The sequence below is a fragment of the Streptomyces sp. NPDC014882 genome (genome assembly GCF_043081325.1).
In the GTDB taxonomy this organism is placed as follows: Bacteria; Actinomycetota; Actinomycetes; order Streptomycetales; family Streptomycetaceae; genus Streptomyces.
The window spans coordinates 208,368-231,207 of the sequence record NZ_JBIBWL010000003.1 but is presented as its reverse complement, the minus strand read 5'-3'; the positions used below and the strand labels follow the sequence as shown (position 1 = coordinate 231,207).

20 protein-coding genes are annotated in these 22,840 nt (G+C 73.9%); 11 read left to right on the top strand and 9 right to left on the bottom strand.

The window, feature by feature from the left end:
- Positions 1-140: 140 nt before the first annotated feature.
- The 3 genes from ACF09K_RS09005 to ACF09K_RS08995 all read right to left on the bottom strand — a co-directional run bounded on the left by ACF09K_RS09005 (position 141) and on the right by ACF09K_RS08995 (position 3,325).
- Positions 141-791: a hypothetical protein gene (locus tag ACF09K_RS09005; protein ID WP_392241825.1), complete on the bottom strand. Its 651-nt coding sequence runs from the start codon at positions 789-791 to the stop codon at positions 141-143.
- 322 nt (positions 792-1,113) lie between these two features.
- Positions 1,114-1,815, bottom strand: coding sequence for a GntR family transcriptional regulator (locus tag ACF09K_RS09000; RefSeq protein ID WP_392242420.1), 702 nt, complete (start codon positions 1,813-1,815; stop codon positions 1,114-1,116).
- Between the two features lie 151 nt (positions 1,816-1,966).
- Complete coding sequence (locus ACF09K_RS08995; RefSeq protein ID WP_392241823.1) at positions 1,967-3,325, bottom strand: aspartate aminotransferase family protein; 1,359 nt, start codon at positions 3,323-3,325, stop codon at positions 1,967-1,969.
- A gap of 538 nt (positions 3,326-3,863) precedes the next feature.
- Here ACF09K_RS08995 and ACF09K_RS08990 point away from each other — a divergent pair.
- A complete protein-coding gene (locus ACF09K_RS08990; protein ID WP_392241822.1) occupies positions 3,864-5,669 on the top strand; it encodes a serine/threonine-protein kinase in 1,806 nt (601 codons plus the stop codon).
- Between the two features lie 292 nt (positions 5,670-5,961).
- Here the strand turns inward: ACF09K_RS08990 and ACF09K_RS08985 are convergent, their stop codons facing one another.
- A complete protein-coding gene (locus tag ACF09K_RS08985) occupies positions 5,962-6,717 on the bottom strand; it encodes an SLATT domain-containing protein (protein ID WP_392241820.1) in 756 nt (251 codons plus the stop codon).
- A 292-nt stretch (positions 6,718-7,009) separates the two neighbouring features.
- Between ACF09K_RS08985 and ACF09K_RS08980 the strand changes: the two genes are divergently transcribed.
- From ACF09K_RS08980 to ACF09K_RS08950, 7 genes are all read left to right on the top strand, one after another.
- Complete coding sequence (locus ACF09K_RS08980; protein ID WP_392241818.1) at positions 7,010-7,351, top strand: YbaB/EbfC family nucleoid-associated protein; 342 nt, start codon at positions 7,010-7,012, stop codon at positions 7,349-7,351.
- Between the two features lie 124 nt (positions 7,352-7,475).
- Positions 7,476-8,075, top strand: a complete 600-nt coding sequence (gene recR / locus ACF09K_RS08975; protein WP_363087455.1) for a recombination mediator RecR — start codon at positions 7,476-7,478, stop codon at positions 8,073-8,075.
- Positions 8,068-8,727: a DUF5063 domain-containing protein gene (locus tag ACF09K_RS08970; protein WP_392241817.1), complete on the top strand. Its 660-nt coding sequence runs from the start codon at positions 8,068-8,070 to the stop codon at positions 8,725-8,727. The genes recR and ACF09K_RS08970 overlap by 8 nt, the downstream gene beginning before the upstream one ends.
- A 269-nt stretch (positions 8,728-8,996) precedes the next feature.
- On the top strand, positions 8,997-10,274 hold the full coding sequence (locus tag ACF09K_RS08965; protein WP_363087453.1) for an aspartate kinase: 1,278 nt from the start codon (positions 8,997-8,999) through the stop codon (positions 10,272-10,274).
- Positions 10,271-11,323 (top strand): aspartate-semialdehyde dehydrogenase, encoded by a 1,053-nt coding sequence (locus ACF09K_RS08960; RefSeq protein WP_392241815.1) that lies wholly within the window; start codon positions 10,271-10,273, stop codon positions 11,321-11,323. Before ACF09K_RS08965 ends, ACF09K_RS08960 begins: the two co-directional genes overlap by 4 nt.
- A gap of 551 nt (positions 11,324-11,874) precedes the next feature.
- On the top strand, positions 11,875-12,468 hold the full coding sequence (locus ACF09K_RS08955) for a SigE family RNA polymerase sigma factor (protein WP_392241813.1): 594 nt from the start codon (positions 11,875-11,877) through the stop codon (positions 12,466-12,468).
- Between the two features lie 125 nt (positions 12,469-12,593).
- Positions 12,594-13,658 (top strand): hypothetical protein, encoded by a 1,065-nt coding sequence (locus tag ACF09K_RS08950; RefSeq protein ID WP_392241811.1) that lies wholly within the window; start codon positions 12,594-12,596, stop codon positions 13,656-13,658.
- On the opposite strand, the gene ACF09K_RS08945 is transcribed toward ACF09K_RS08950, so the two are convergent.
- The gene (locus tag ACF09K_RS08945; RefSeq protein WP_392241809.1) at positions 13,613-14,572 is read right to left on the bottom strand and encodes an SURF1 family cytochrome oxidase biogenesis protein; all 960 of its coding nucleotides are present in this window, start codon (positions 14,570-14,572) and stop codon (positions 13,613-13,615) included. The genes ACF09K_RS08950 and ACF09K_RS08945 overlap by 46 nt on opposite strands.
- Positions 14,573-14,845: 273 nt before the next feature.
- Here ACF09K_RS08945 and ACF09K_RS08940 point away from each other — a divergent pair, with 273 nt between their 5' ends.
- On the top strand, positions 14,846-16,663 hold the full coding sequence (locus tag ACF09K_RS08940) for a prolyl oligopeptidase family serine peptidase (RefSeq protein WP_392241808.1): 1,818 nt from the start codon (positions 14,846-14,848) through the stop codon (positions 16,661-16,663).
- Positions 16,664-17,211: 548 nt separating this feature from the next.
- Here ACF09K_RS08940 and ACF09K_RS08935 read toward each other — a convergent pair.
- Positions 17,212-19,203 (bottom strand): NAD-binding protein, encoded by a 1,992-nt coding sequence (locus tag ACF09K_RS08935; RefSeq protein ID WP_392242418.1) that lies wholly within the window; start codon positions 19,201-19,203, stop codon positions 17,212-17,214.
- Positions 19,204-19,416: 213 nt separating this feature from the next.
- On the opposite strand from ACF09K_RS08935, the gene ACF09K_RS08930 reads away from it, so the two are divergent.
- Positions 19,417-20,562: a permease gene (locus tag ACF09K_RS08930; protein ID WP_392241806.1), complete on the top strand. Its 1,146-nt coding sequence runs from the start codon at positions 19,417-19,419 to the stop codon at positions 20,560-20,562.
- Positions 20,559-21,296: a TIGR03943 family putative permease subunit gene (locus ACF09K_RS08925; RefSeq protein WP_392241805.1), complete on the top strand. Its 738-nt coding sequence runs from the start codon at positions 20,559-20,561 to the stop codon at positions 21,294-21,296. The genes ACF09K_RS08930 and ACF09K_RS08925 overlap by 4 nt, the downstream gene beginning before the upstream one ends.
- A 42-nt stretch (positions 21,297-21,338) precedes the next feature.
- Here the strand turns inward: ACF09K_RS08925 and ACF09K_RS08920 are convergent, their stop codons facing one another.
- The 3 genes from ACF09K_RS08920 to ACF09K_RS08910 all read right to left on the bottom strand — a co-directional run bounded on the left by ACF09K_RS08920 (position 21,339) and on the right by ACF09K_RS08910 (position 22,802).
- Positions 21,339-21,632, bottom strand: a complete 294-nt coding sequence (locus tag ACF09K_RS08920) for a zinc-ribbon domain-containing protein (RefSeq protein ID WP_392241804.1) — start codon at positions 21,630-21,632, stop codon at positions 21,339-21,341.
- 458 nt (positions 21,633-22,090) lie between these two features.
- Positions 22,091-22,363 carry a hypothetical protein gene (locus ACF09K_RS08915; RefSeq protein ID WP_392241803.1) on the bottom strand — a complete coding sequence of 91 codons (273 nt, stop codon included), beginning with the start codon at positions 22,361-22,363 and terminating at the stop codon, positions 22,091-22,093.
- A 148-nt stretch (positions 22,364-22,511) separates the two neighbouring features.
- Entirely contained in the window at positions 22,512-22,802 is a 291-nt protein-coding gene (locus ACF09K_RS08910; RefSeq protein ID WP_392241802.1) for a CopG family transcriptional regulator, read from the bottom strand.
- Positions 22,803-22,840 lie beyond the last annotated feature (38 nt).

Sequence of the window (22,840 nt, the reverse complement as noted above, 5' to 3'; positions counted from 1 at the left end):
GCCCCTCGAGTAGACAAAAACTCGGTTAGAGGGCCCCCCCCCCCCCGCCCCCGGGGGGCCCCGGCCCCCCCCCCCCCCCCCCGGGGGGGGGGGGGCCCCGTCGGCCGCGCCGGCCCAGCCGGGCACGGGCTCGCACGGGCTCAGCTGAACACGATCATCGACCCCTGCGCCAGGCTCCTGGTGGCCGCCGCGTGCAGCCCGAGCCACACGTGCCGTTCGCGGGCGAACGGGCTCGGGTCGTACGGCGGCGCGACGGCCGGCTCCTCCAGCTCCGTCGGGGCGGCCGGGGGCTGCGGCGCGGCCGGCGGGTTGGCGGGATCGATGCCGATCGCGGGGGCGACGTACTCCAGCTCCCGCAGCAGGGCCTGGGCGGAACCGAGCGGGCCGCCGCCGGCGAGCAGCTCGTCGTTGGACAGGGGCTGCGGGAAGTCCACCGGGACGTAGGCCCCGGCGTGGTCGTAGTGCCACACCAGGTGGGACTGCTGGGCCGTCGACTCGAACATCTCCAGGAGCTGCTCGTAGTCGCCGCCCAGGGCGTCCACCGGCGTCACCGGCAGTCCGCACACCTGGAGCAGGTAGGCGCGCCGCAGGAAGTGCAGGGCGTCGTAGTCGAAGCCGGCCACGGGGCCGACCTCCCCGGACAGGCCCGGCATGTACTGGTACACCGGCACGGGAGGGAGTCCCGACTCGGCGAGCGCCTTGTTGTACTGCGCGAGTTCCTCGGCGAAGGGGTTGTCGGGGGTGTGGCACAACACGTCGACGAGCGGCACCAGCCACAGGTCACAGGCCAAAGAGAGCTCCTCACTCAGGGTGTCGCGCGGTCATTGCTGCCCGGACTGGGAAGGGTAGTCGGTGCGTTCCGCGTCAGCCCCCTCCGTGCAGGTCCCCTACCCACACTCCGGCCACCTGCCTACCGGGCCGGCCCACGAGCTCGTCCACGGTGGCCCGCGGCGGCCCGTCGTGACGCGCAGGCACGGGCCCGGGGAGAGGAGGGCCGGGGTTTCCGGGGTTCGGGAGTGCCGCCGGGTTCGGGGGCGCCCCGGGAGCCGGGGACCTCCCGGACCCCGGGGGCGCCGGGGGTGCCGGGGGACTCCTCGGTGGTGGCCGCCCCGCTCACCCGGCCGCCAGCCGCTCGATCAGCGCGAGGGAGTGCGTGTGGTACGCGTCGAGGATCGTGCGGGCCGTGGCGGTGTCGCGGTGGTGGAGGGCGTCGACCAGTTCGGTGTGGCCGGACCACAGGTGGCCGCGCAGGTCGGTCAGCCGGCGCAGGTGCTGCACCAGGCACACCCAGGTCTGCAGGCGCAGCCGGTTCAGGAAGTCGGCGAGGTAGGGGTTGCCGAACAGGGCGCTCAGCTCGCGCCAGAACCGCAGGTCGTAGCCGATGAGCACGGTGAGGTCGCCGGCCGCCGCGGCCCGCTGCGCCTCCTCGCCGCGCCGGCGCACCCCCGCGACGGCCGCCGCGATCCGCGGGTCGTCCAGGCCCCGGAAGGGCTGCCTGCCCTCGTCCAGGGCCTGGAACATGCCCTCGACGACCAGGCTGCGCGCCTCGACCATGCTCCGGAAGTCGGCCACGCTGTACTCGTGCACCCGGAAGCCGCGGTGGTGGTCGGCGTCCAGCAGCCCCTGCGCCGACAGGTCGACCAGCGCCTCGCGGACGGGCGTCGCGGAGACGCCGTACTGGTCGGCGATCTCCTTCACCGTGAACTCCTGGCCCGGCTGGAGCCGTCCCGCCAGCACCTCGTCGCGGAGGGCGTCGGCGATCTGCTGCCGCAGGGTGCTGCGGGTCACGGCGCCCTTGCCGCTGCTGCCGGGCATGGTCGGGGCGTCTCCCTCGTCCTCGTCGCGTACGCCGGTCGACGGCGTGGGCGCCATCGGCCGATGGCGTGCTCGCCGGTATGTACGAGCACGCCACCTTACGCGTTCGACGAATTCAGGATCCTGCCCCCGCACCCGGGCCGCCCGGCGGCTACGCGGTGGTGTACTCGTCGGCCACCGACAGCGCCGTGTCCAGCGCCGCGAGACCCTCCTTCAGCTCCGCCTCGCTCGCGTTGCACGGCGGCACGAAGTGGGTGCGGTTCATGTTGACGAAGGGCCACACCCCGGCCTTCTTCGCGGCGGCCCCGAACGCGGCCATCGGCGCGTTCGCCTCACCGGTGGCGTTGTACGGCACCAGCGGCTCGCGCGTCTCGCGGTCCTTCACCAGCTCCAGCGCCCAGAACATGCCGACACCGCGCACCTCGCCGACGCTCGGGTGGCGCTCGGCCAGCTCCCGCAGCCCCGGCCCGACGACGGAGGCGCCGAGGTCCCTCGCGTTCTCCACGACGCCCTCCTCCGCCATCACGTCGATCGTGGCGACGGCGGCGGCGCAGGCCAGCGGGTGCCCGGAGTAGGTGAGGCCACCGGGGTACGGCCGCTTCCCGAAGGTCTCCGCGACGGCACCCGAGATGGCGACCCCGCCCAGCGGCACGTACCCGCTGTTCACGCCCTTGGCGAAGGTCATCAGGTCGGGCACGACCCCCGACAGGTCGGCCGCGAACCACTCACCGGTGCGCCCGAACCCGGCCATGACCTCGTCCAGGACGAAGACGATCCCGTACGTGTCGCACAGCTCTCGGACGCCGGCCAGGTAACCGGGCGGCGGCACCATGATCCCGGCGGTGCCGGGGACGGTCTCCAGGACGATCGCGGCGATCGTCGCGGGCCCCTCGAAGGCGATCGTCGTCTCCAGGTGCTCCAGCGCCCGCGCGCACTCCTGCTCCTCCGTCTCCGCGTAGAAGCGGGAGCGGTACAGGAACGGCGCCCAGAAGTGCACGACCCCGGCCGCGGCCGAGTCCGAGGCCCAGCGGCGCGGGTCGCCGGTGATGTTCACGGCCTGCTGGGTGCCGCCGTGGTAGGAGCGGTACGCCGACAGCACCTTGGTCCGCCCGGTGTGCAGGCGCGCCATGCGCACCGCGTGCTCCACGGCGTCGGCGCCGCCGTTGGTGAAGAAGATCTTGTCGAGGTCGCCGGGGGTGCGCTCGGCGATCAGCCGGGCCGCCTCCGAGCGGGCCTCGACGGCGAAGGCGGGCGCGAACGTGGTCAGGCGCGCGGCCTGCTCCTGGATCGCGGCCACGACCTTGGGGTGCTGGTAGCCGATGTTCGTGTAGACGAGCCCGCTGGTGAGGTCGAGGTAGCGCTTGCCGTCGTAGTCCCAGAAGTACGACCCCTCGGCGCCGGCCACGGCGAGCGGGTCGATGAGTTCCTGCGCGGACCAGGAGTGGAAGACGTGCGCGCGGTCCGCGGCCTTCACGGCGGCGCCGGTCTGGGGGTCGGTCTGAGGGGTCATGCGGGCGAGCGTAGGTGTCCGTGACGCGCAAGCGGTATCGGCGTCCTGTTCCCTGGGCGGGGGGTTTTTGCGACAGGTTGTCGGGCGTGAACGCCCGGGCCGGGCGGCTACGGCGGTGCCTTCCGGTCCGGCGGTGCCCTCCGGTCCGGCGGTGTTCTCCGGTCCGGCGGCCGGTTCCCCGGCGTCGCGGAGGAACCGGCCCGCTCCCTCTCCGGCTCCACCGCCCTTCCGGCTCCACCGTCCCTCCGGCCCCGTCGCCGCCCGGTGGCGGCTGCCGGGCGCGGTCCTCGCGGCGCACCGGGCTGCCGTCGCCCAGCGCGTGCGGGAGCACCCCGCGCTTCGACCGCTTCGGCCGTGCCGACGCCGCCGGCGCCCAGCGCGCGGGCGCGCCGCGGTCGGCCGCGGTGGGCACCGGCGCGGGGCTCCGGCCCGGAGCCCCGCGCCCGTTACGGAACCGTAGACACCACACCGCTCGACTCCCGGAAGGGCCGGTTTATTCTCGGCGGGATCACATCTGTGGGGGAAAGGCGGAGCTGCCATGGAGAAGCTGGGACCGGGGGATCCGCAGCGGATCGGCGGCTACCGGCTGCTCGGGCGGCTGGGATCGGGCGGCATGGGGCAGGTCTTCCTGGCCCGCTCGGACCGCGGACGGACCGTCGCCGTGAAGCTGGTCCGGCCGGAACTGGCCGAGCGCGAGGAGTTCCGGGCGCGGTTCCGCCAGGAGGTGCGCAACGCCCAGCGCGTCGGCGGGTTCTGGACCGCACCCGTCCTCGACGCCGACACCGAGGCCGCCGTGCCCTGGGTCGCCACCGGCTACGTCGCCGGGCCCAGCCTCCAGCAGGTGGTGGACCACGACCACGGCCCGCTGCCCGAGCGGTCGGTGCGCATCCTCGCCGCCGGCCTCGCGCACGCCCTCACCAACATCCACGCGGCCGGGATCGTCCACCGCGACCTCAAGCCGTCCAACGTGATGGTCACCATCGAGGGCCCCCGCGTCATCGACTTCGGTGTCGCGCGGGCCCTGGAGACCGTGACCGGCGACGGCGCCCTGACCCAGCTCGGCGACGGCGGCCTCACCCAGACCGGCGCGCTGATCGGCTCGCCGGGCTTCATGGCCCCCGAACAGGTGCGCGGCGACCGGATCACGCCCGCGTGCGACGTCTTCTGCCTGGGCTCCGTCCTCGCCTACGCCGCCACCGGCGTCCTGCCCTTCGGCTCCGCCGACCAGCAGGGCGTCCACGCGCTGCTGTTCCGCATAGCCGAGGAGGAGCCCGACCTCACGCGTGTCCCCGAGGGCATCGCCGACCTGGTCCGCGCCTGCCTGCGCAAGGATCCGGCGGCCCGGCCCACGCTGGAGCGGATCCTGGAACGCACCGGCGCCGAGGACACCGTCGCCGACGGCCGCTCCCGCGACCCGTGGCTGCCGGGCGCCCTCGTCGCCCAGCTGGGCCGGCACGCCGTACGGCTCCTGGAGACGGAGGATCCCCAGGGGGCCTTCACGCACGCCGCCCCGCACCACCCGGGCCCCCGCGGCACCCTCGCGGCCCCGCCCGGCCACGGTCCCACCCTGGCCGCGCCCCACCCGGCGTACGGCCACCCCCAGCAGTACCCGGCCCCGCCCCGGCAGCCGATGCCGATGCCGATGCCGGTACCGGCGCAGGCACCGATGCCGGCGCCGATGCAGGTACCGGTCCCGCACAACCCCTACGCGGCCGACGCGGCGGCGTACGGCGCCCCCGACCCCGGCCACCCCGGCCACTCCTCTCACCCCGACGACCTCGAGGACCCGCCCCGCCGCGGCCGTCGTTCCACGGTGCTGCTCGGGGCGGTCGCCGCGGTGGTCGCGCTGGCCGCCGGCGGCACGGTGTACGCGGTCATGAACGGCGACGACGGCACCTCCGGCGCGCTCCCGGCCCCGACCACGTCGGCCCCCGCGACGCCGACGGAGTCCGGGACCCGCTCCCCGTCCCCGTCGCCCTCGCTCTCCTCGCCGTCCCCCTCACCGGAGGAGGGCGAGATCCCCGAGACCTACCTGGGCACCTGGACCACCACGATCAACGGCGCCGACACCCGCCGCCTGACCCTCACCCAGGGCGAGGCGGGCGACACGGTCCTGCGCCTGGTGGCCGACGGCGAGGCCTACCACTGCGAGTTCGCCGCCGCCCTGAACCGGCCCCCGACCGCGCGGTCGCCCCTGACCCTGGGCCCCTCCGAGGTCACCACGGGCGAGCCCCTCTCCTCCTGCTCCCCGGGCGCGGCCACGGAGGTGACGCTCCTGCCGGACGGCCGGCTGCAACGCCTCAACCCGACCACGGGCGAAAAACTGACGTACGACCGCGGCTGACGCACCAGCCCGTCCGGCGATCGAGGACGAGGCCGTCCAGGCCGGGAGCGGGGTCCGGGAGCGGCAGCCCCCGGGTGCGGGACGGGGAGGCGCGACGGAGGCGAGGAAACCACCGGCCCGGCCACCCGCAGACCCGGCCACCCGGCCACCCGGCTTGGCCCTCGCGGACTCGGTCCTTGCCGGTCCGACCGCCCCGGGTCCGACCGACCGCCCCGGGCCCGACCGCCCCAGGCCCGGCCGCCCGCCTGCCCGGGCCTCTCACACGCCCGGCCCACCCCCGGCAGCCCCACCGTCACCGCGGCTCGGGCGGCCGCTGCCGGGGCATGTGGGGCCGTCCCGCGCCCCCGGGCGGCAACGGGATCCGGCCGGGAGCCGGCCCGGCCACCCGCCCCCCGTCCCCGGAGACCCCCACCCCCTGCAACCCCATCGGCGCCGCCCCCGTACGGAACGACACCATCCAGTCGACCGTCTCCCTCCGCACCAGCTCGGTCACGTCCTCCGAGAACCGCTGCAGCACCCCCAGGCACCGCTCGGCGGCCTCGCCGGCCGTCCCCTCCGCCGGCCCGAGCACCTCCCGCACGCTCTCCGCCGCCCACTCGAACTGCAGCACCTGCAGCCTCCGCTGCACCGCCTGCGCCGTGGCCATGTCCCGCATCCACCCGGCCGTCACCCCGAAGAACCGGTCGACGGCCAGGCACGCCGCCGCCGCCAGCAGCGCCAGATACCCCCAGGGCGCCGCCCCGCCCGTCGCCCCCGCGACGTCGAGCAACGGCAGCGCCGCCCCGGCCACCGCCCCCGCCGCGGCCCCGCCCCGCAGGACCCGCGCCACCCGCCGCTTCCCCACCCGGTCGGCGAGGTACCAGGCCGCCGTGTCCAGCGCGCCCCGCTCCACCCACCGGTACAGCTCGTCGAGCCGCTCGGCCGGCTCGCCCCAGTCCCCGAGCGGAAAGGCCCGCCCGGTCAGGTCGCCCGGCCGCAGCCACGCCGCGCCCCCGCCCCGCCCGTCCCGGGGCGGACCCTCGGGCTGCCTCTCCGGCTGCTGACCCACCCGGCACTCCCTACGTCCAGCCGATCCCGTCGCGCAACGCCTGGTGACACCCGCTGCCACGCGATGCCACCGTGGCTCCCGATGCCGGTGCGCCGGACCCTTTCCTACCTCCCAATGGGTGGCGAAGAGGAAGGTTTCGTCTCTTTTCCATCCGGAAGTGGGCCTTGATCAGGTATAGGCCCCACCCGAGGCTCACTCGAAAGAGTGCTGGGGCGACACCCGCACAGACCACGTAGGCTCGTGCCGAGCGGGAGAATCCCGTACCGACCGAGGCCCGGAAGAGGAGCTGATCGTGATTCCCGGTGGTGGCCAGCCCAACATGCAGCAACTGCTCCAGCAGGCCCAGAAGATGCAGCAGGATCTGGCCCGCGCCCAGGAGGAGCTGGCGAACACCGAGGTCGACGGCCAGGCCGGCGGCGGCCTGGTGCGGGCCACCGTGACGGGCGCCGGCGAGCTGCGCGCCCTGAAGATCGACCCGAAGGCGGTGGACCCCGAGGACACCGAGACCCTCGCCGACCTCGTCGTCGCGGCCGTCCAGGCGGCCAACGAGAACGCGCAGAACCTCCAGCAGCAGAAGCTCGGCCCGCTCGCCCAGGGACTCGGCGGCGGCGGCATCCCCGGCCTGCCGTTCTGACCCCTCCGCGGAGCCGGCCGTTCTGACGTCCGCCGCCCACGCGACGTCCCCACCGCCTTCCTAGGACGGGTGGCGGCCAACTACCGTACGTACTGCAAGGAACCACAGGAAGGACGGCAGTCCGTTGTACGAAGGCGTGGTCCAGGACCTCATCGACGAACTGGGGCGGCTCCCCGGCGTCGGTCCCAAGAGCGCGCAGCGGATCGCCTTCCACATCCTCCAGGCGGAACCGACGGACGTACGGCGTCTCGCGCAGTGCCTGATGGAGGTCAAGGCGAAGGTCCGGTTCTGCGCGACCTGCGGCAACGTGGCGCAGGAGGAGCTGTGCAACATCTGCCGCGACCCCCGGCGCGACCTCTCCGTCATCTGCGTGGTCGAGGAGCCGAAGGACGTGGTGGCGATCGAGCGCACCCGCGAGTTCCGGGGCAAGTACCACGTCCTGGGCGGGGCGATCAGCCCGATCGAGGGCGTCGGCCCCGACGACCTGCGCATCAGGGAGCTGCTGGCCCGCCTCGCCGACGGCGCCGTCACCGAGCTGATCCTCGCCACGGACCCGAATCTCGAAGGCGAGGCGACGGCCACGTACCTCGCCCGCATGATCAAGCCCATGGGCCTGAAGGTCACCCGCCTGGCCAGCGGCCTCCCGGTGGGTGGCGACCTGGAGTACGCGGACGAGGTCACGCTCGGCCGCGCCTTCGAGGGGAGACGACTCCTAGATGTCTGACGCCACGCTGCACGCGACCGGCCGGGACCCGGACGACTTCGTCGTCCAGATCGCCGACCAGATCGAGAGTTTCCTGGTCGCGGTCTCCGAGGTCGCCAAGGGCGACGAGCCGGACTCGGCCGTGCCCTTCCTCCTGCTGGAGGTCTCCCAGCTCCTGCTGGCCGGCGGCCGCCTCGGCGCCTACGAGGACATCGTCCCCGACGAGCGCTACGAGCCCGACCCCGGATTCGAGCCCGACGCGGACGAACTGCGCGAGAACCTCGCCCGCCTCCTGGAGCCGGTCGACGTCTACTCCGAGGTCTTCGACCCCTACGAGCCCCGCAAGGCGCCCGTCCCCGCCCGCATCTCCGACGACCTCGCCGACGTCATCGCCGACCTGCGGCACGGCATGGTCCACTACCGGGCCGGCCGCACCTCGGAGGCCCTGTGGTGGTGGCAGTTCTCGTACTTCTCCAACTGGGGCGCCACGGCCTCGGCGACCCTGCGCGCCCTGCACTCGGTCCTGGCCCACGTCCGCCTCAACCAGCCCCTGCAGGAGCTGGACGGCCTGGACACCGACCAGGGCGACGGCGACGACACCCTGGAGTTCGAGGCCGGCCGGGTGATGGCCCGGGAGATCGGCGGCCCGCTGGGGCCGGGGTCGCTCAGGTAGCCTCCCGCCGCTCCGCGTCCCCGCGCTCCGCCGCGTCCCCTCGGGCCGGCCTCGCCCTCCTCCGCGTGCCGGCCGTGTGTGAAACCCACGTCACAGCTTTCACTTCGGCGTCAGTGGGCAGGGTCTGTCCTGGACGACCCGCCCGGCCCGCCCCCGGGGAGTCTCACCATGCGGTATCCCGGGGGCGGTTTCCGGGTGCTCGTTAGACTGAGCCGACCGCAGTACGAGGGCGTATGTGCGGAAAAAGACAAACTGAGCGAGGAGCGCACGTGGGCCTTGTCGTGCAGAAGTACGGAGGCTCCTCCGTAGCCGATGCCGAGGGCATCAAGCGCGTCGCCAAGCGGATCGTGGAAGCCAAGAAGGACGGCCACCAAGTGGTGGCAGTGGTTTCCGCGATGGGCGACACGACGGACGAGCTGATCGATCTCGCGGAGCAGGTTTCCCCGATCCCTGCCGGGCGCGAGCTCGACATGCTGCTGACCGCCGGAGAGCGGATCTCCATGGCGCTGCTGGCCATGGCGATCAAGAACCTGGGCCACTCCGCCCAGAGCTTCACCGGCAGCCAGGCAGGTGTCATCACCGACTCGGTCCACAACAAAGCCCGGATCATCGATGTCACGCCGGGCCGGATCCGTGACTCGCTCGACGAGGGCAACATCGCCATCGTCGCCGGGTTCCAGGGCGTCAGCCAGGACACCAAGGACATCACCACCCTGGGGCGCGGCGGGTCCGACACCACCGCCGTGGCCCTCGCGGCCGCCCTCGACGCCGAGGTGTGCGAGATCTACACCGACGTCGACGGCGTGTTCACCGCCGACCCGCGCGTGGTGAAGAAGGCCCGGAAGATCGACTGGATCTCCTTCGAGGACATGCTCGAACTGGCCTCGTCCGGGTCGAAGGTGCTGCTCCACCGCTGCGTGGAGTACGCCCGCCGGTACAACATCCCGATCCACGTCCGGTCGTCCTTCAGCGGACTTCCGGGCACCTGGGTCAGCAGCGAGCCGATCGAGCAAGGGGACAAGCAGGTGGAGCAGGCCATCATCTCCGGTGTCGCGCACGACACCTCCGAGGCCAAGATCACGGTCGTCGGCGTGCCGGACAAGCCGGGCGAGGCGGCCACGATCTTCCGCACGGTCGCCGACGAGCAGATCAACCTCGACATGATCGTGCAGAACGTGTCCGCGGCCTCCACCGGCCTCACGGACATCTCCTTCACGCTGCCGAAGTCCGAGGGCCGCAAGGCGATCGACGCCCTGGAGAAGAACAAGAGCGGCATCGGCTTCGACTCGCTGCGCTACGACGACCAGATCGGCAAGATCTCCCTCGTCGGCGCCGGCATGAAGACCAACCCGGGCGTCACCGCCGACTTCTTCAAGGCGCTGTCCGACGCGGGCGTCAACATCGAGCTGATCTCGACCTCCGAGATCCGCATCTCGGTCGTCACCCGCGCCGACGACGTGCCGGAGGCCGTGCGCGCCGTGCACACCGCCTTCGGGCTCGACTCCGACAGCGACGAGGCCGTCGTCTACGGGGGCACCGGGCGATGATCCGACGACCGACGCTCGCGGTCGTGGGAGCGACCGGAGCGGTCGGCACGGTCATGCTGAAGATCCTGTCCCAGCGCGCCGACGTCTGGGGCGAGATCCGACTGATCGCCTCGCCGCGCTCGGCCGGCCGCAAGCTGGCCGTGCGCGGCGAGGAGGTCGAGGTGGTGGCGCTCACCGAGGAGGCCTTCGACGGCGTCGACGTCGCGATGTTCGACGTGCCGGACGAGGTCGCCGAACGGTGGGCGCCGCTCGCCGCCGCCCGGGGCGTGGTGGTCGTGGACAACTCGGCCGCCTTCCGGATGGACCCGGACGTGCCCCTGGTCGTCCCCGAGGTCAACGCCCACGCCGTGCGCAACAGGCCGCGCGGCATCGTCGCCAACCCGAACTGCACCACCCTGTCGATGATCGTCGCGCTGGGCGCGCTGCACGCCGAGTACGGCCTGCGCGAGCTGGTGGTGTCGTCGTACCAGGCGGTCAGCGGGGCGGGCCGGGCCGGCGTGGAGACCCTGCGCCGGCAGCTGTCCATGGTCGCCGGCACGGAACTGGGGACCAGCCCGGGTGACGTCCGGCGGGCCGTCGGCGACCTGACCGGCCCCTTCCCGGAGCCGGTCGCGCTGAACGTCGTGCCGTGGGCCGGATCGCCGCGCGAGGACGGCTGGTCGTCGGAGGAGATGAAGGTGCGGGACGAGTCCCGCAAGATCCTCGGGCTGCCGAAGCTGCCCGTCGCCGTGACCTGCGTGCGCGTGCCGGTGATCACCGTGCACTCCCTCACCGTCCACGCCCGCTTCCAGGACGAGGTCACCGTCGGCGGCGCCCGCGAGATCCTCGCCACCGCCCCCGGCGTCGTCCTCTTCGACAACCCGGCCGCCGGGGAGTTCCCCACCCCCGCCGACGTCGTCGGCACCGACCCCACCTGGGTCGGCCGGGTGCGCCGGGCGCTCGACGACCCCACGGCGCTCGAACTCTTCGTGTGCGGGGACAACCTGCGCAAGGGGGCCGCCCTGAACACCGCGCAGATCGCCGAACTGGTGGCGGCGGAGTACGGGTGACGTGCGGGGCGGCCGCAACGCTTGACGGTACGGGAGCCCTTGGCGGTACGGGAGCCGGTGCCCGGAAATTCCCTGGCCGACGGCTTCGGCGTTTGTAGGATCTGTCGTACTGCGATGTGAGCCGGTCGACGACCGGCACCACTTGTATCGGACACCTATGGCGTTCGAAGATTTTCCTCCCCGCACTCCGCAACCACGCGGAGCGCGGGGAGCGTCTTTGCGGTCACCCTTCGGGGTGCGCGGAGGTGTGATGCCGGGGCATGGGGACGCCGGCATCGGGGCGTGGGGGCGCCCGTAGCCATGGCATACAGGAGAAGAGCGGGGCAGATGAGGGCATGGGAGGCGCCGCCCGTGCGGCTGCCGGCGGGTGCGCGCGGGGCGTCCGGGGCAGGGCCGCGAGCGGGTGTTCCGGCGTCCGGCGCAAAACTCGCGGCCGACCCGTACAACCCCGGCGGGGGGAAGCGTGTCCAACAGGCGTGGCAGAGGTTCTCGACTTCCCGGCGACCCGCGGTACGGCCCTACGGCCGCCCCGGGCCGCCCTCCGACCCCGCATGTCCGGCGCGCCCGGCGGCATGCCGGTGATCGCGCCCATGCCCGCAGCGCGGCCGGCCCGCGTACCCAGTCAGCGTGACACCGACGAGGTGGCCGCCGCCGGCACCACCGTCGACCACCTCACCGAGACCTACCGGGCCCACTACCGCTCGCTGCTCGGTCTCGCCGCCCTCCTCCTCGACGACACCGCCTCCTGCGAGGACGTCGTCCAGGAGGCCTTCATCCGCGTCCACTCCGCGCGCAAACGCGTCCGCGACCCGGAGAAGACCCTCGCCTACCTGCGTCAGACGGTCGTCAACCTCTCCCGCTCCGCGCTGCGCCGCCGCATCCTCGGCCTGAAGCTGCTCTCCAAGCCGATGCCGGACATGGCCAGCGCCGAGGAGGGGGCCTACGACCAGCTGGAGCGCGACTCCCTCATCAAGGCGATGAAGGGCCTCCAGCGCCGCCAGCGCGAGGTCCTCGTTCTGCGCTACTTCGCCGACATGACCGAGGCCCAGGTCGCCGAGACCCTCGGCATCTCGCTCGGCTCGGTCAAGGCCTACGGCTCGCGCGGCATCGCCGCCCTGCGCGTCGTCATGGGGGCGACGGCATGAGCGCGAGGGGCGAGGAACCCGACGGCGGGGACGCGCGCGAGCGGCACGAGCCGTACGCGTGGCACGAGCCGATGACACCTCCGCACGAGCAAGAGCCGAAGCAATCGCACGCTGGGAACGGAACCGTGAACCACCACCTCGACGACCAGGGCCCCGACGGGCTCGACTCGGACGAGCTGGCACTGCGCCGCATGCTGCACCAGGCGGTCCAGGAGATGGCGCCGGGCGACGGGACGCTGGAGCACCTCCGGCGGGCCGTCCCCGCCCGTCGGGCCCGCAAGCGCCAGGCCGCCGTCGGGATGGCCGCCGCGGCCCTCTTCGTCGGCACCGCCGTCCCCGCCCTGCTGCACGTCTCCCGGTCCGGCGGCTCGGAGGCCAACCCCTCCATCGCCGGCCAGGCCTCCCAGGCCCAGGGCGGCGCCGGGGAGGGCAAGGGCCCCGACGGCGGCACCGACGGCAAGACCGGCGCCCCCGCCGGCACCACCGGCCGGCCCGGCCAGGACAGCACCGGGAACACCGCCGGCGCCAAGGCCTCCGGCAGCGCGACCGGCTCACCCGAGGGCACCGGCCCCGCCGCCACCTCCTCGGCCGGCACCCCCGCCTGCACCGCGTCCCAGCTGGGTGACTCCAGCGCCGCCGTCCAGACCCCCGACTCGGCCGGCGTCGTCTACGGCACCTTCCGCGTCGTCAACGTCTCCGACCGCGGCTGCACCGTCGGCGGGAGCGTGTCCGTGACGCCCACCGCACAGGGTGCCGCCGACCCGGCGAAGATCTCACTCGCCGAACACACCTCCGGTGACGCGGCGGCCGGTCTGCCCGACCCCTCCCTCTACGTCTCCCAGCTGGCCCTCGCCCCGGGCTCGGCGTACGACGTGCGGTTCGCCTGGGTGCCCTCCGGGACCTGCCCCGTCGCCGGCGGCACCACGGGCGGCAGCACCACCGGCGGCCCCTCGTCCTCCCCGAGCCCCTCCCCGAGCGGGCAGAGCACCGGCACGGACGGCGCGGCCGACGGCACGTCCGGCGCGTCGCCCCAGCTGTTCACGGAGGACGGCACGGCCGACGGCAGCGTCCTGGTGACGTACACGGCGCAGGGCGGCTCGCCGACGGTGAGCGCGACGGTGCCGGACGCCTGCGCGGGAACCGTCTACCGGACGGGCGTGCTGGCGTCGACGTCGGAACCGGCGTCCTGAGCCTTCCGGGCCGCCGCGGGCGGCCCGGCGGGCCCGGAGGACGCGGGGGAGCCGGGTGAGGCCGGAGGCCCGGAGGACGCGGGGGAGCCGGGGGACCCGGGTGAGAGTGGCGAGCCGCCGGGGGACGGGGACGTGCCGGCCGGCGCGGAGGCGTCGGGCCCGGCGATCCCCAGCTCCGCGTCCCGCGCGAACTCGATCTCACGGCGCAGCAACCGGAACCACATGAACACCACGAACCCGGCGAACACGAACCACTCACCGGTGTACCCGAGGTTCTGGAACGCCTTCAGGTCCAGCCCCGTGCCGCTCGGCGCGCGCGCGGGCACCGCCGTCATCCCCGGGTCGGCGGTGTCGAGGGTGACCCAGGCGTCGTAGAGGTCGTCGGAGACGAGGTTGACCAGCGAGGCCGTGCTGATCGCGCCGGTCTGGCCGGGCGGCAGCCCGCCCCGCGCGCTCACCCCGTTGTCGCCGGGCGTCTCGGACGCCTGGAGCGCGCCCGTGACGTCGACCTCGCCGGCCGGCGGGGCCGGCGCCCTGGCGGCGTCGGCCGTACCGGGCAGCCAGCCGCGCACGACGGGCAGGGTCCTGCCGCCGTCGGTGCGCAGCAGCGTCAGCACGTAGAAGCCCGCCCGGCCGTCCAGCTCGCGGTCGGGCACCAGCAGCTGCTCGCCGTAGCGCCCGCTCGCGGTGACCCGCTTGCCGGACGTGGCCTTGTCGACGGGCAGCATCCCGGCCAGCGGGCGCGCCGGCTGCGTACGGGCCGAGTCGGCCTGCTCCTCGGCGCTGCGGTGGTCGTCCACGCGCGCCTCGAACCGGCTCAGCTGCCAGGACCCCATGAACACGCAGAAGGGGATGGCCAGCAGCACGAAGACGTTGATCCCCCACCAACGGGGCGTCAGCAGAAACCGGTACACACCGACAACGGTACGGGGCGGCGGCGGGGGAGCGGTCCGCGGGGTGGGTGCGGGGCGGGGGCGGGACGGGTGCGCGGGCGGAGACGGGGTGGACACGGGGGTGGGGCGGCGGGCGGGCACGTGGTGGCGGTCCCGGGTCCGTCCACAGGCGGGGGTCGCCGGGCCGCGCGGCCGGCCCCGGTCCGTCCACAGGAGCGGTGGCGGGCGCCCCGGTTGTCCACAGGCTGGGGACCGCGGTGCTCCTTTGTCGGCGGAGGCGGGCAGTATGGGGCCATGACTGAGAGCAACAGGTCCGCCGCGCCGCAGCGGTACGAGGAGATGCCGGACTGGGAGAAGCGCTTCCGGGCGCCCCGGGTGTCCCTGCCCGACTGGGCGGAGGACGCGCCGGACCACTCCCTGTTCGTGTCGAACGCGACGGGGACGTACGAGCTGTACGCCTGGGACCGGGCCACCGGCGAACAGCGCCAGGTGACGAACCGGGCCAACGGCACGACGGACGGCGTGCTCTCCCCGGACGGCGCCTGGATCTGGTGGTTCGACGACAAGGACGGCGACGAGTTCGGGGTCTGGCGCCGCCAGCCCTTCGAGGGCGGCGAGGACGAACTGGCGACGCCGGGCCTCGACCCGTCGTACCCGGCGGGCCTGGCCCTGTCCAGAGACGGCCGTACGGCGGTGGTGGGCCGCTCCACGGACGAGGACGGCACGACGATCCACGTGGCGCGGTTCGGCGAGGCGCCGGTCGAGCTGTACCGCCACCGCGAGTCGGCGGGGGTCGGAGACCTGTCCCACGACGGCACCCTGATCGCGATCGAGCACACCGAGCACGGCGACGCGATGCACTCCGCGCTGCGCGTCCTGCGCCCCGACGGCTCCACGGTCGCCGAACTGGACGACACCGAGGGCGGCACCCGGGAACTGGGACTCGAGGTGCTGGGCTTCGCGCCCGTCGACGGCGACACCCGCCTGCTGATCGGCCACCAGCGCCGGGGCCGCTGGGAGCCGCTCGTCTGGGACGTGGCGACCGGCGAGCAGAGCGACCTGGCCCTCGACCTGCCGGGCGACGTGGGCGCCGAGTGGTATCCGGACGGTTCCGGGCTCCTGGTCTCGCACGGCTTCGAGGCCCGCAGCGAGCTGTTCCGCTACGACCTGGCGAGCCGGGAACTCGTGCGGGTGCCGACCCCGCCGGGCACGGTCTCGAGCGCGACGGCCCGCCCCGACGGCAGCGTGGAGTACCTGTGGTCCTCGGCGGCCGAACCGCCCACCGTCCGCTCGACGACGGGCGAGCCGGTCCTGGACCCGCCCGGCATGAAGTCCCCCGGCTCGGTGCCGGTGGAGGACGTGTGGGTGGAGGGCCCCGGCGGCCGCATCCACGCCCTGGTCCAGAAGCCGGCCGGCGCGAGCGGCCCCCTGCCCACCGTGTTCGACATCCACGGCGGCCCCACCTGGCACGACAGCGACTCCTTCGCGGCCGGACCCGCCGCCTGGGTCGACCACGGGTACGCGGTCGTCCGCGTCAACTACCGCGGTTCCACGGGCTACGGACGCGCCTGGACGGACGCCCTGAAGCACCGGGTCGGCCTGATCGAGCTGGAGGACATCGCCGCGGTCCGCGACTGGGCGGTGGCCTCGGGCCTGGCCGACCCCGACCGGCTGATCCTCACCGGCGGCTCCTGGGGCGGCTACCTGACCCTCCTGGGCCTGGGCACCCAGCCCGAGGCGTGGGCGCTGGGTATCGCGGCGGTCCCGGTGGCCGACTACGTCACGGCCTACCACGACGAGATGGAAGCCCTCAAGGCGATGGACCGCACCCTCCTGGGCGGCACCCCCGAGGAGGTCCCCGACCGCTTCGCCGCCTCCTCCCCCCTGACCTACGTGGACCAGGTCAAGGCCCCCGTCCACATCTCGGCCGGCGTCAACGACCCCCGCTGCCCCATCCGCCAGATCGACAACTACGTGGCCCGCCTGGAGGCCAGGGAGGCCCTCCACGAGGTCTACCGCTACGACGCCGGCCACGGCTCCCTGGTGGTGGACGAACGCATCAAGCAGGTCCGCCTGGAACTGCGGTTCGCGGAGAAACACCTGAACCGCTGAGGAACCCCGCCCCCGCCCCCTGCCACAGCCCCACGACGGCCGCACACGCCGCCGCCCGGAGGCCGCCGCGCCCTGAAGCGGATCACCGCGACGGAAACACCAGGGACACGCCCCTCTCCTGCCGCGCCTGGGGCCCGGGGCGCCGGTCCTGGCCGGTGCCCCGGATCCACCGTCCTCGGACGGTGGTTTTCCGTGGCAGGGGTGCGAGGGCCGTGGTCCCGGTCGGCGTCCAAGGTCCCCGGCCCCCTACGCGCCGGGTTTCGCGGCCGGGGCCGCAGGGTCCGGAGTCTCCTCCGGAGCGGGTTCCTGCTCCCAGGGCGACAGGGCCGGGGCCTCCGGCCGGGGCGCGGGTTCCTGCCCCTGCCGGAGGGGCATTGTGTTCAGGAGCCAGGAGCCAGGAGCCAGGAGCCAGGAGCCAGGAGGCGGAGCCCTCGCCGGGGTTCAGGGGCGGAGCCCCTGACGGGGTCGAAGGGGCGAAGCCCCTGGGGACGGGACGGGTAGGGGCGGCGGGGGCGAGAAAAGAACACCCCCGCATCCCCGGCACACCCCTACACCCCCGCCGCGCCCCTCCGCCGCCGTCCCGACAACTCCGCCAGCCCCCACCGCGTAGCGGCCAGCACCACCCGGTCCTCTCCCCGCAGCACGTACGAGTCGGGCAGGTCCCACACCAGACCCCCTCCGCCGCCCGCCCCGGCTCCAGCCCCCCGCCCCTCGTCCCCCACCCCGGACGAAGCCCCCCGCCCGGTCCCCTCCAACGCCAGCACCCGCCAGTACCCGGCCCGAAACGCCTCCCCCACCGTCTTCCCCACCAACTGCCCGTACCCCCCGACCTCCAGCGAAGCGAACAGCAACACCCGCCGCTCCACCGGAATCGCCCCCAGGATCTGCCTCCCCACCATCGCCCCCGCGAACGACGGCGCGGCCAGATGCGTCACGCTCCGACTCCGCGTCAACGCCTGCGGATGCGCCGCCCGCAGCGTGCGGTACACCGCGGTCGCGAAGTCGTCGTCGTACAGCCGCAGCACCACCCGCAGATCGTGCCGTAAGGACCGCGCGTACAGAGCGGCCTCGAGATTCGTCGTGTCGGAGCTGGTCACCGCCAGCAGCGCGTGCGCCCGGTGGATCTTCGCCGCCTCCAGCACCCCCTCCTGCGTGACGTCCCCCAGCACCACCGGCACCCGCAACCGCCGCGCCACCGCGACCCCCCGCGCCTCCGGGGCGGCCTCCACGCACACCACGGGAATGTCCAGCTCCCGCAGCCGCGTCAGCACCCGCGTCCCGATCTTCCCCAGCCCCAGCAGCACCACGTGCCCACCCAGCCCCCGCGGCGGGCGCCGCAACGCCCCGGCCGCCCGGAACGTCCCCAGCCCCTCCAGCACGGCCGCCAACAGCACCGGCAGCAGCAGCAACCCCACGAGCCCGGAGAGCAGTTGAAGAACCTGCCGCTCGGTCGACTTTCCCACCGCCGGATCGTTGATGGCGAACAGATCCAGCAGCGTCAGGTACACCGCACCCAGCGGGTGGATCCCCGTCACCAGCCACAACGCCACCGCGAGCGCGACGACACACCCCACGAGCCCCGCCAGCGACCACCGCAGCCGCCGCGAGAACAGGGAGGCGAACGGCGCCACGACCCCGACCCCCCGCCCGGAGGGCAACGCGGGCCCGGCCGAGTACGACACCTGCTCCAGCACGACGCTGCCCCGCCCGCTCGCGGCGGCGACCGTGGCCGCGTCCGGCAGCAGCAGCGGCCCCTGCTCCCCGCTGGTCTCGGAACCGTCCGCGAAGGCGGGGTCGTTGCTCGTCGCGGACAGCAGGGCGAGCGTGGCCAGCCCGGGACCGGCGGCCCGCCCGGCTCCGGGGGCGGGCCGTTCGACGGCCCGCAGCAGCAGCCCGTCCGTCTGGACGACCTTGCTGGTGCCGGCGACGGCGGTCGCGGCCAGCGCGGGCGCGGCGGTGTCGGCATCGGACAGCACGGTGGTGGAGGCGTCCCCCGCCGCGGACCCGCCACCCCCGCCGACCGTCGCCAAGGCGGCCGCCTGGTCGAGGAGTTCCTCGATGTGCTGCCCCAACCGCCGGTTGTACAAGCGCAGGACGAGCCGCAGCCGGGGGTTGAGCCGACGGGCGGTGAGGGCGGCGCGGATGTTCGTCTCGTCGTCGTCGTAGACGAGGGCGAGCGCGGCCGCGCGTTCCACCCCCGCCTCGGCGAGCACGGCCTCGGACGGCTCGACGGCCTCCAACACCCGTCCCGCCGAACCCGATTCGCCGCTCCCCGCCGTACCGGCGGCCCCGCCCGGCCCGGCGCCCGCCCCCGCCGGGGCCCCCGTCCCCGTCCCTCCGCCGTTCCCGGCGGCCCGGTTGACGGCGGCGCTCACCACCCGGTCGAGCAGCGCCGCGGACACCGCGCGGGCGCGCCCCACGACGGGCGGCCGTACCGCCCGCTCGGAGGGCGGGACGACGAGCGTGACCTGCTCCTCGTACACACCGCGCAACTCCGCGGCCAGCCGGTGCGCGAGCCCGTCGTCGCCGCACACCACCATGTGCGCGCCGGACCCGCCCGGCGCCGGACCCTGATTCGGTAGACCAGCCACGAGGGGAAAGACTGCCTCACCGCGACGGGTGGTTCCAGATCCGCCCCGAACACCTGAACACCTGAAGGTCTGAGCACCTGAAGGCCTGAAGGTCTGAACGAGCGGAGCGGTGAGCCCGTAGGAGAGGAGAGGGAGAACGACACGACCCGGAGGTGCCCACCCGTGGCCACGACCGAACAGGCCCCGAACCGGCCGGACACCTCGACCACGCCGAGTCCCCCGACCACGCCGAGTCCCCCGACCACGGCGAGTCCCCCGACCACGGCGAGTCCCCCGACCACGCCGAGCGCGTCGCCCCGGCCGGACACCCCGACCCCGCCGAGCCCCCCGAGCGAGGACGGCAACGCGCCCCCCACCCCCCGCCGCCTGACCTCCCCCCTCGTCCTCACCCTCCTCCTGTTCCTCATGGTGCTGCTGCAGGCCCCCCTGCGCCGCGCCCTCGCCGCCCCGGTGATGCAGACCTGGACGACGGTGTTCGTGGCGGTGATGATCCAGGCGCTGCCGTTCCTCGTCCTGGGCGTCCTGCTGTCGGCGGCGATCGCGGTCTACGTCCCGCCGTCCTTCTTCGCCCGGGCCCTGCCCCGCCGGCCCGCCCTGGCGGTCCCGGTGGCCGGCCTGGCGGGCGCCGTCCTGCCGGGCTGCGAGTGCGCGTCCGTACCGGTCGCCGGTGCGCTGGTGCGCCGCGGGGTGACCCCCGCCGCGGCGCTCGCCTTCCTCCTCTCCGCCCCGGCGATCAACCCGATCGTGCTGACGGCGACGGCGGTGGCGTTCCCCCGCGACCCGGAGATGGTCCTGGCCCGCTTCGTGGCGAGCCTGCTGGTGGCCTGCGCGATGGGCTGGCTGTGGCACCGCCTGGGCCGCACGGACTGGATGCGACCGCCGGCGCACGCGCGGCACGAGGGCCGGAGCCGGGGCGAGGCGTTCTGGGACTCGACGCGCCACGACGTGGTGCACGCGGGCGGATTCCTGGTGGTGGGCGCGATGGCGGCGGCGACGCTGAAGGCGGTGGCCCCGGAGCAGTGGCTGCGCACGGCGGCCGGCAATCCGGCGCTGGCGGTGCTGTCGCTCGCGGTGCTGGCGGTGGTCCTGTCGATCTGCTCGGAGGCGGACGCGTTCGTGGCGGCGTCGCTGACGCAGTTCTCGCTGACGGCCCGGCTGGCCTTCCTCGTCGTCGGCCCGATGATCGACCTGAAACTGTTCGCGATGCAGGCCGGTACGTTCGGCCGCGGCTTCGCCCTGCGCTTCGCGCCCGTCACCTTCGTGCTGGCGGTCACCGGAGCGGTCCTGACCGGGGCGGTGCTGCTGTGAACCGCCAGGCCCAGTCGGCCGTCCTGTTCCTCCTCGGCGCGAGCCTGCTGCACGCGGGCACCACCGACCTCTACCTGCGCTACGTGAAGGCGGGCCTGCGCCCCCTGCTCCTGGCGGCCGGCGCGGTCCTGGTCGCGACGGCGCTCGCGACGGCCTGGTACGAGTGGCGCGCGACGCACCGGAAGGAAGACCCCGCCACCCCCCGGAGCCAGGACCGCCGCTCCCACCCGGAACCCGGCGTCTCCTGGCTGCTCGTCCTCCCCCTCCTCGCCCTGATCCTGGTGGCCCCGCCGGCCCTCGGCTCGTACAGCGCCACCCGCGCCGGTACGGCGCTCCAGGAACCGCCGGCCTACCCGGCGCTCCCCGCCGCGGACCCTCTCCGCCTCGGCCTGGCCGACTACGCGGCCCGCGCCGCCTACGACGACGGACGCACGCTCACCGGCCGCCGCATCCAGCTCACCGGCTTCCTGGCACTGGACCGCGACGGCACCCCGTACCTGGTCCGCATGGCCCTCAACTGCTGCGCGGCGGACGCCCAGCCGGTCAAAGTGGGCCTGACCGGCCGGATCCCCCCGGTGCTCCAGCCGGACACCTGGCTGGTGATCACCGGCACCTACACCCCGCACCGCGTCAAGGACCCCGTCAACGACGGCCCGATCCCCTTCATCGAGGTCGCCGAGGCCAGGCCGACGCCCACGCCGAAGGACCCCTACGACGAGACGTGGAACACCTGAGACGTCAGCGGCGCGCGGTGCCCGTCGCGGCGTGCGGTGGTGTCAGGACTGGTACGGCTGCTGTTGCTGCGGCTGCCCGTACGCCTGCCCGCCCTGACCGCCGGCGGCCTGCGCCTGCAGCTGTTCGGCCTGCTCCTTGACCAGCTTCTGCTCCGCCCCGCAGAACGTGCACTGCGTGGCGTACTTCGTCGAGATCGGGAACAGCGGCACGAAGAACAGCGTGAACTTCGTGACGCGCTTCCTCAGCGTGTGCGCGGACGGATTGCCGCAGCGCCCGCACACCAGCGTCAGTATCGCGAGCTGGTACAGATACCCCTTGGTCCCAAAGATGATCATGTCGCCGGTCCTTTCCCGGTTCGTCGCCTCCCTCCCACCATGCGAGGAAGCAGCGCCTGACACCACACACGATGCCACCCACCCACCACCCATGATCCCCCCGCGGACCGCCCCGCCACCCGCCTCCACGAAGCACCGGCGACCGCTGCCACGCCCCCGCCACCCTGACCACGGCCGGATGCTGGCAGGAATCCCGGGTCCCACGACCTGCTCCGTGTCCTGCCGTGGTCGTCGTGGAGAGGGAGGGGGCGGAGCGGTGACCGGGGCGGACGAACGGGGAAACGCGCGGGCGGCGGGCCGACGGTCCCGCGCCGGCCGGCGCACGACCGTAGTCCTCGGCCAGTCCTTCCGGACCACGCACATCCGATCACGCCGACCGATTCACGAGCCCCGAACAGCGCATCCGGGTGCCTGGCGGCGGATCCTCGGCGTCCTGCTGAGACCGGAGGGGGGCCGGGTCACACCTTCTTGACGACGATCGTGTCCGGGACCAGCTTCTCCAGGTCGTCGACGTCCGGGGTGAAGACGGTGACCTGTCCCTTCTGCCGTCGCGCGATGACGGCGAGCACGGCGTCGATCGCGTGCTTGTGGCCGTGCAACTTGGCGTCGGCCAGGAGTCGACGTGCCTGGCGGGCCGCGTCCTTCCCGATGTCGACGACCTGGAGCCGGGACAGTACCCAGTCCCAGCGTTGCTCGGTCGTTCTGCCGTCGTACGCCTCGGCCAGTGTCATCGGGGACGTCACCACCTCGGCTTCCCGCGCGCCGCGAGGTCGAGCCAGGCGATCATCTTCCGGTCGCCGCGTAACGCGAGGGGCAGGGCTTCACAGTCCAGTACGAAGACGCGGAGTGGCCGCCGTCCGCGCTCACCGGTTCGCTTCTTCACGCAGCCCCTCCGGCGTTGTGCTCTCCGGTGGTTCGACGCCGCTCGTGTTCGGCGTCGAGTTCGTCCAGCTCGTCGAGCGCTGCCGCATGTTCGTCCTCGGTGACGGGCCCGTGTTCTTCCTGCAGCCAGTCGGCCAGTTCCCGGAGCCGGTCCCGGTCACGCTTGAAGCGCAGCGCCTCGGCGACATACGCCGACAGGCCCCGCTCGGCCGCGTCCGCGCGGATCCCGCCCAGGAGATCCTCGGGAATCGTCACTGTCACCTTCTTCGTCGCCGTACAAGAGACCATGCTCTTGGTATCGCACTCCTTACCCGTCGGTCATGTGA

Coding starts and splice junctions, on each gene's coding strand:
- ACF09K_RS08955 (WP_392241813.1), top strand. CDS start 11,875: ATGTCCGGCGCGCCCGGCGGCATGCCGGTGATCGCGCCCATGCCCGCA.
- ACF09K_RS09000 (WP_392242420.1), bottom strand. CDS start 1,815: ATGCCCGGCAGCAGCGGCAAGGGCGCCGTGACCCGCAGCACCCTGCGG.
- ACF09K_RS08920 (WP_392241804.1), bottom strand. CDS start 21,632: ATGATCATCTTTGGGACCAAGGGGTATCTGTACCAGCTCGCGATACTG.
- ACF09K_RS08935 (WP_392242418.1), bottom strand. CDS start 19,203: ATGGTGGTGTGCGGCGACGACGGGCTCGCGCACCGGCTGGCCGCGGAG.
- ACF09K_RS08970 (WP_392241817.1), top strand. CDS start 8,068: ATGTCTGACGCCACGCTGCACGCGACCGGCCGGGACCCGGACGACTTC.
- ACF09K_RS08910 (WP_392241802.1), bottom strand. CDS start 22,802: ATGGTCTCTTGTACGGCGACGAAGAAGGTGACAGTGACGATTCCCGAG.
- ACF09K_RS08940 (WP_392241808.1), top strand. CDS start 14,846: ATGACTGAGAGCAACAGGTCCGCCGCGCCGCAGCGGTACGAGGAGATG.
- ACF09K_RS08990 (WP_392241822.1), top strand. CDS start 3,864: ATGGAGAAGCTGGGACCGGGGGATCCGCAGCGGATCGGCGGCTACCGG.
- ACF09K_RS08915 (WP_392241803.1), bottom strand. CDS start 22,363: ATGACACTGGCCGAGGCGTACGACGGCAGAACGACCGAGCAACGCTGG.
- ACF09K_RS08960 (WP_392241815.1), top strand. CDS start 10,271: ATGATCCGACGACCGACGCTCGCGGTCGTGGGAGCGACCGGAGCGGTC.
- ACF09K_RS08995 (WP_392241823.1), bottom strand. CDS start 3,325: ATGACCCCTCAGACCGACCCCCAGACCGGCGCCGCCGTGAAGGCCGCG.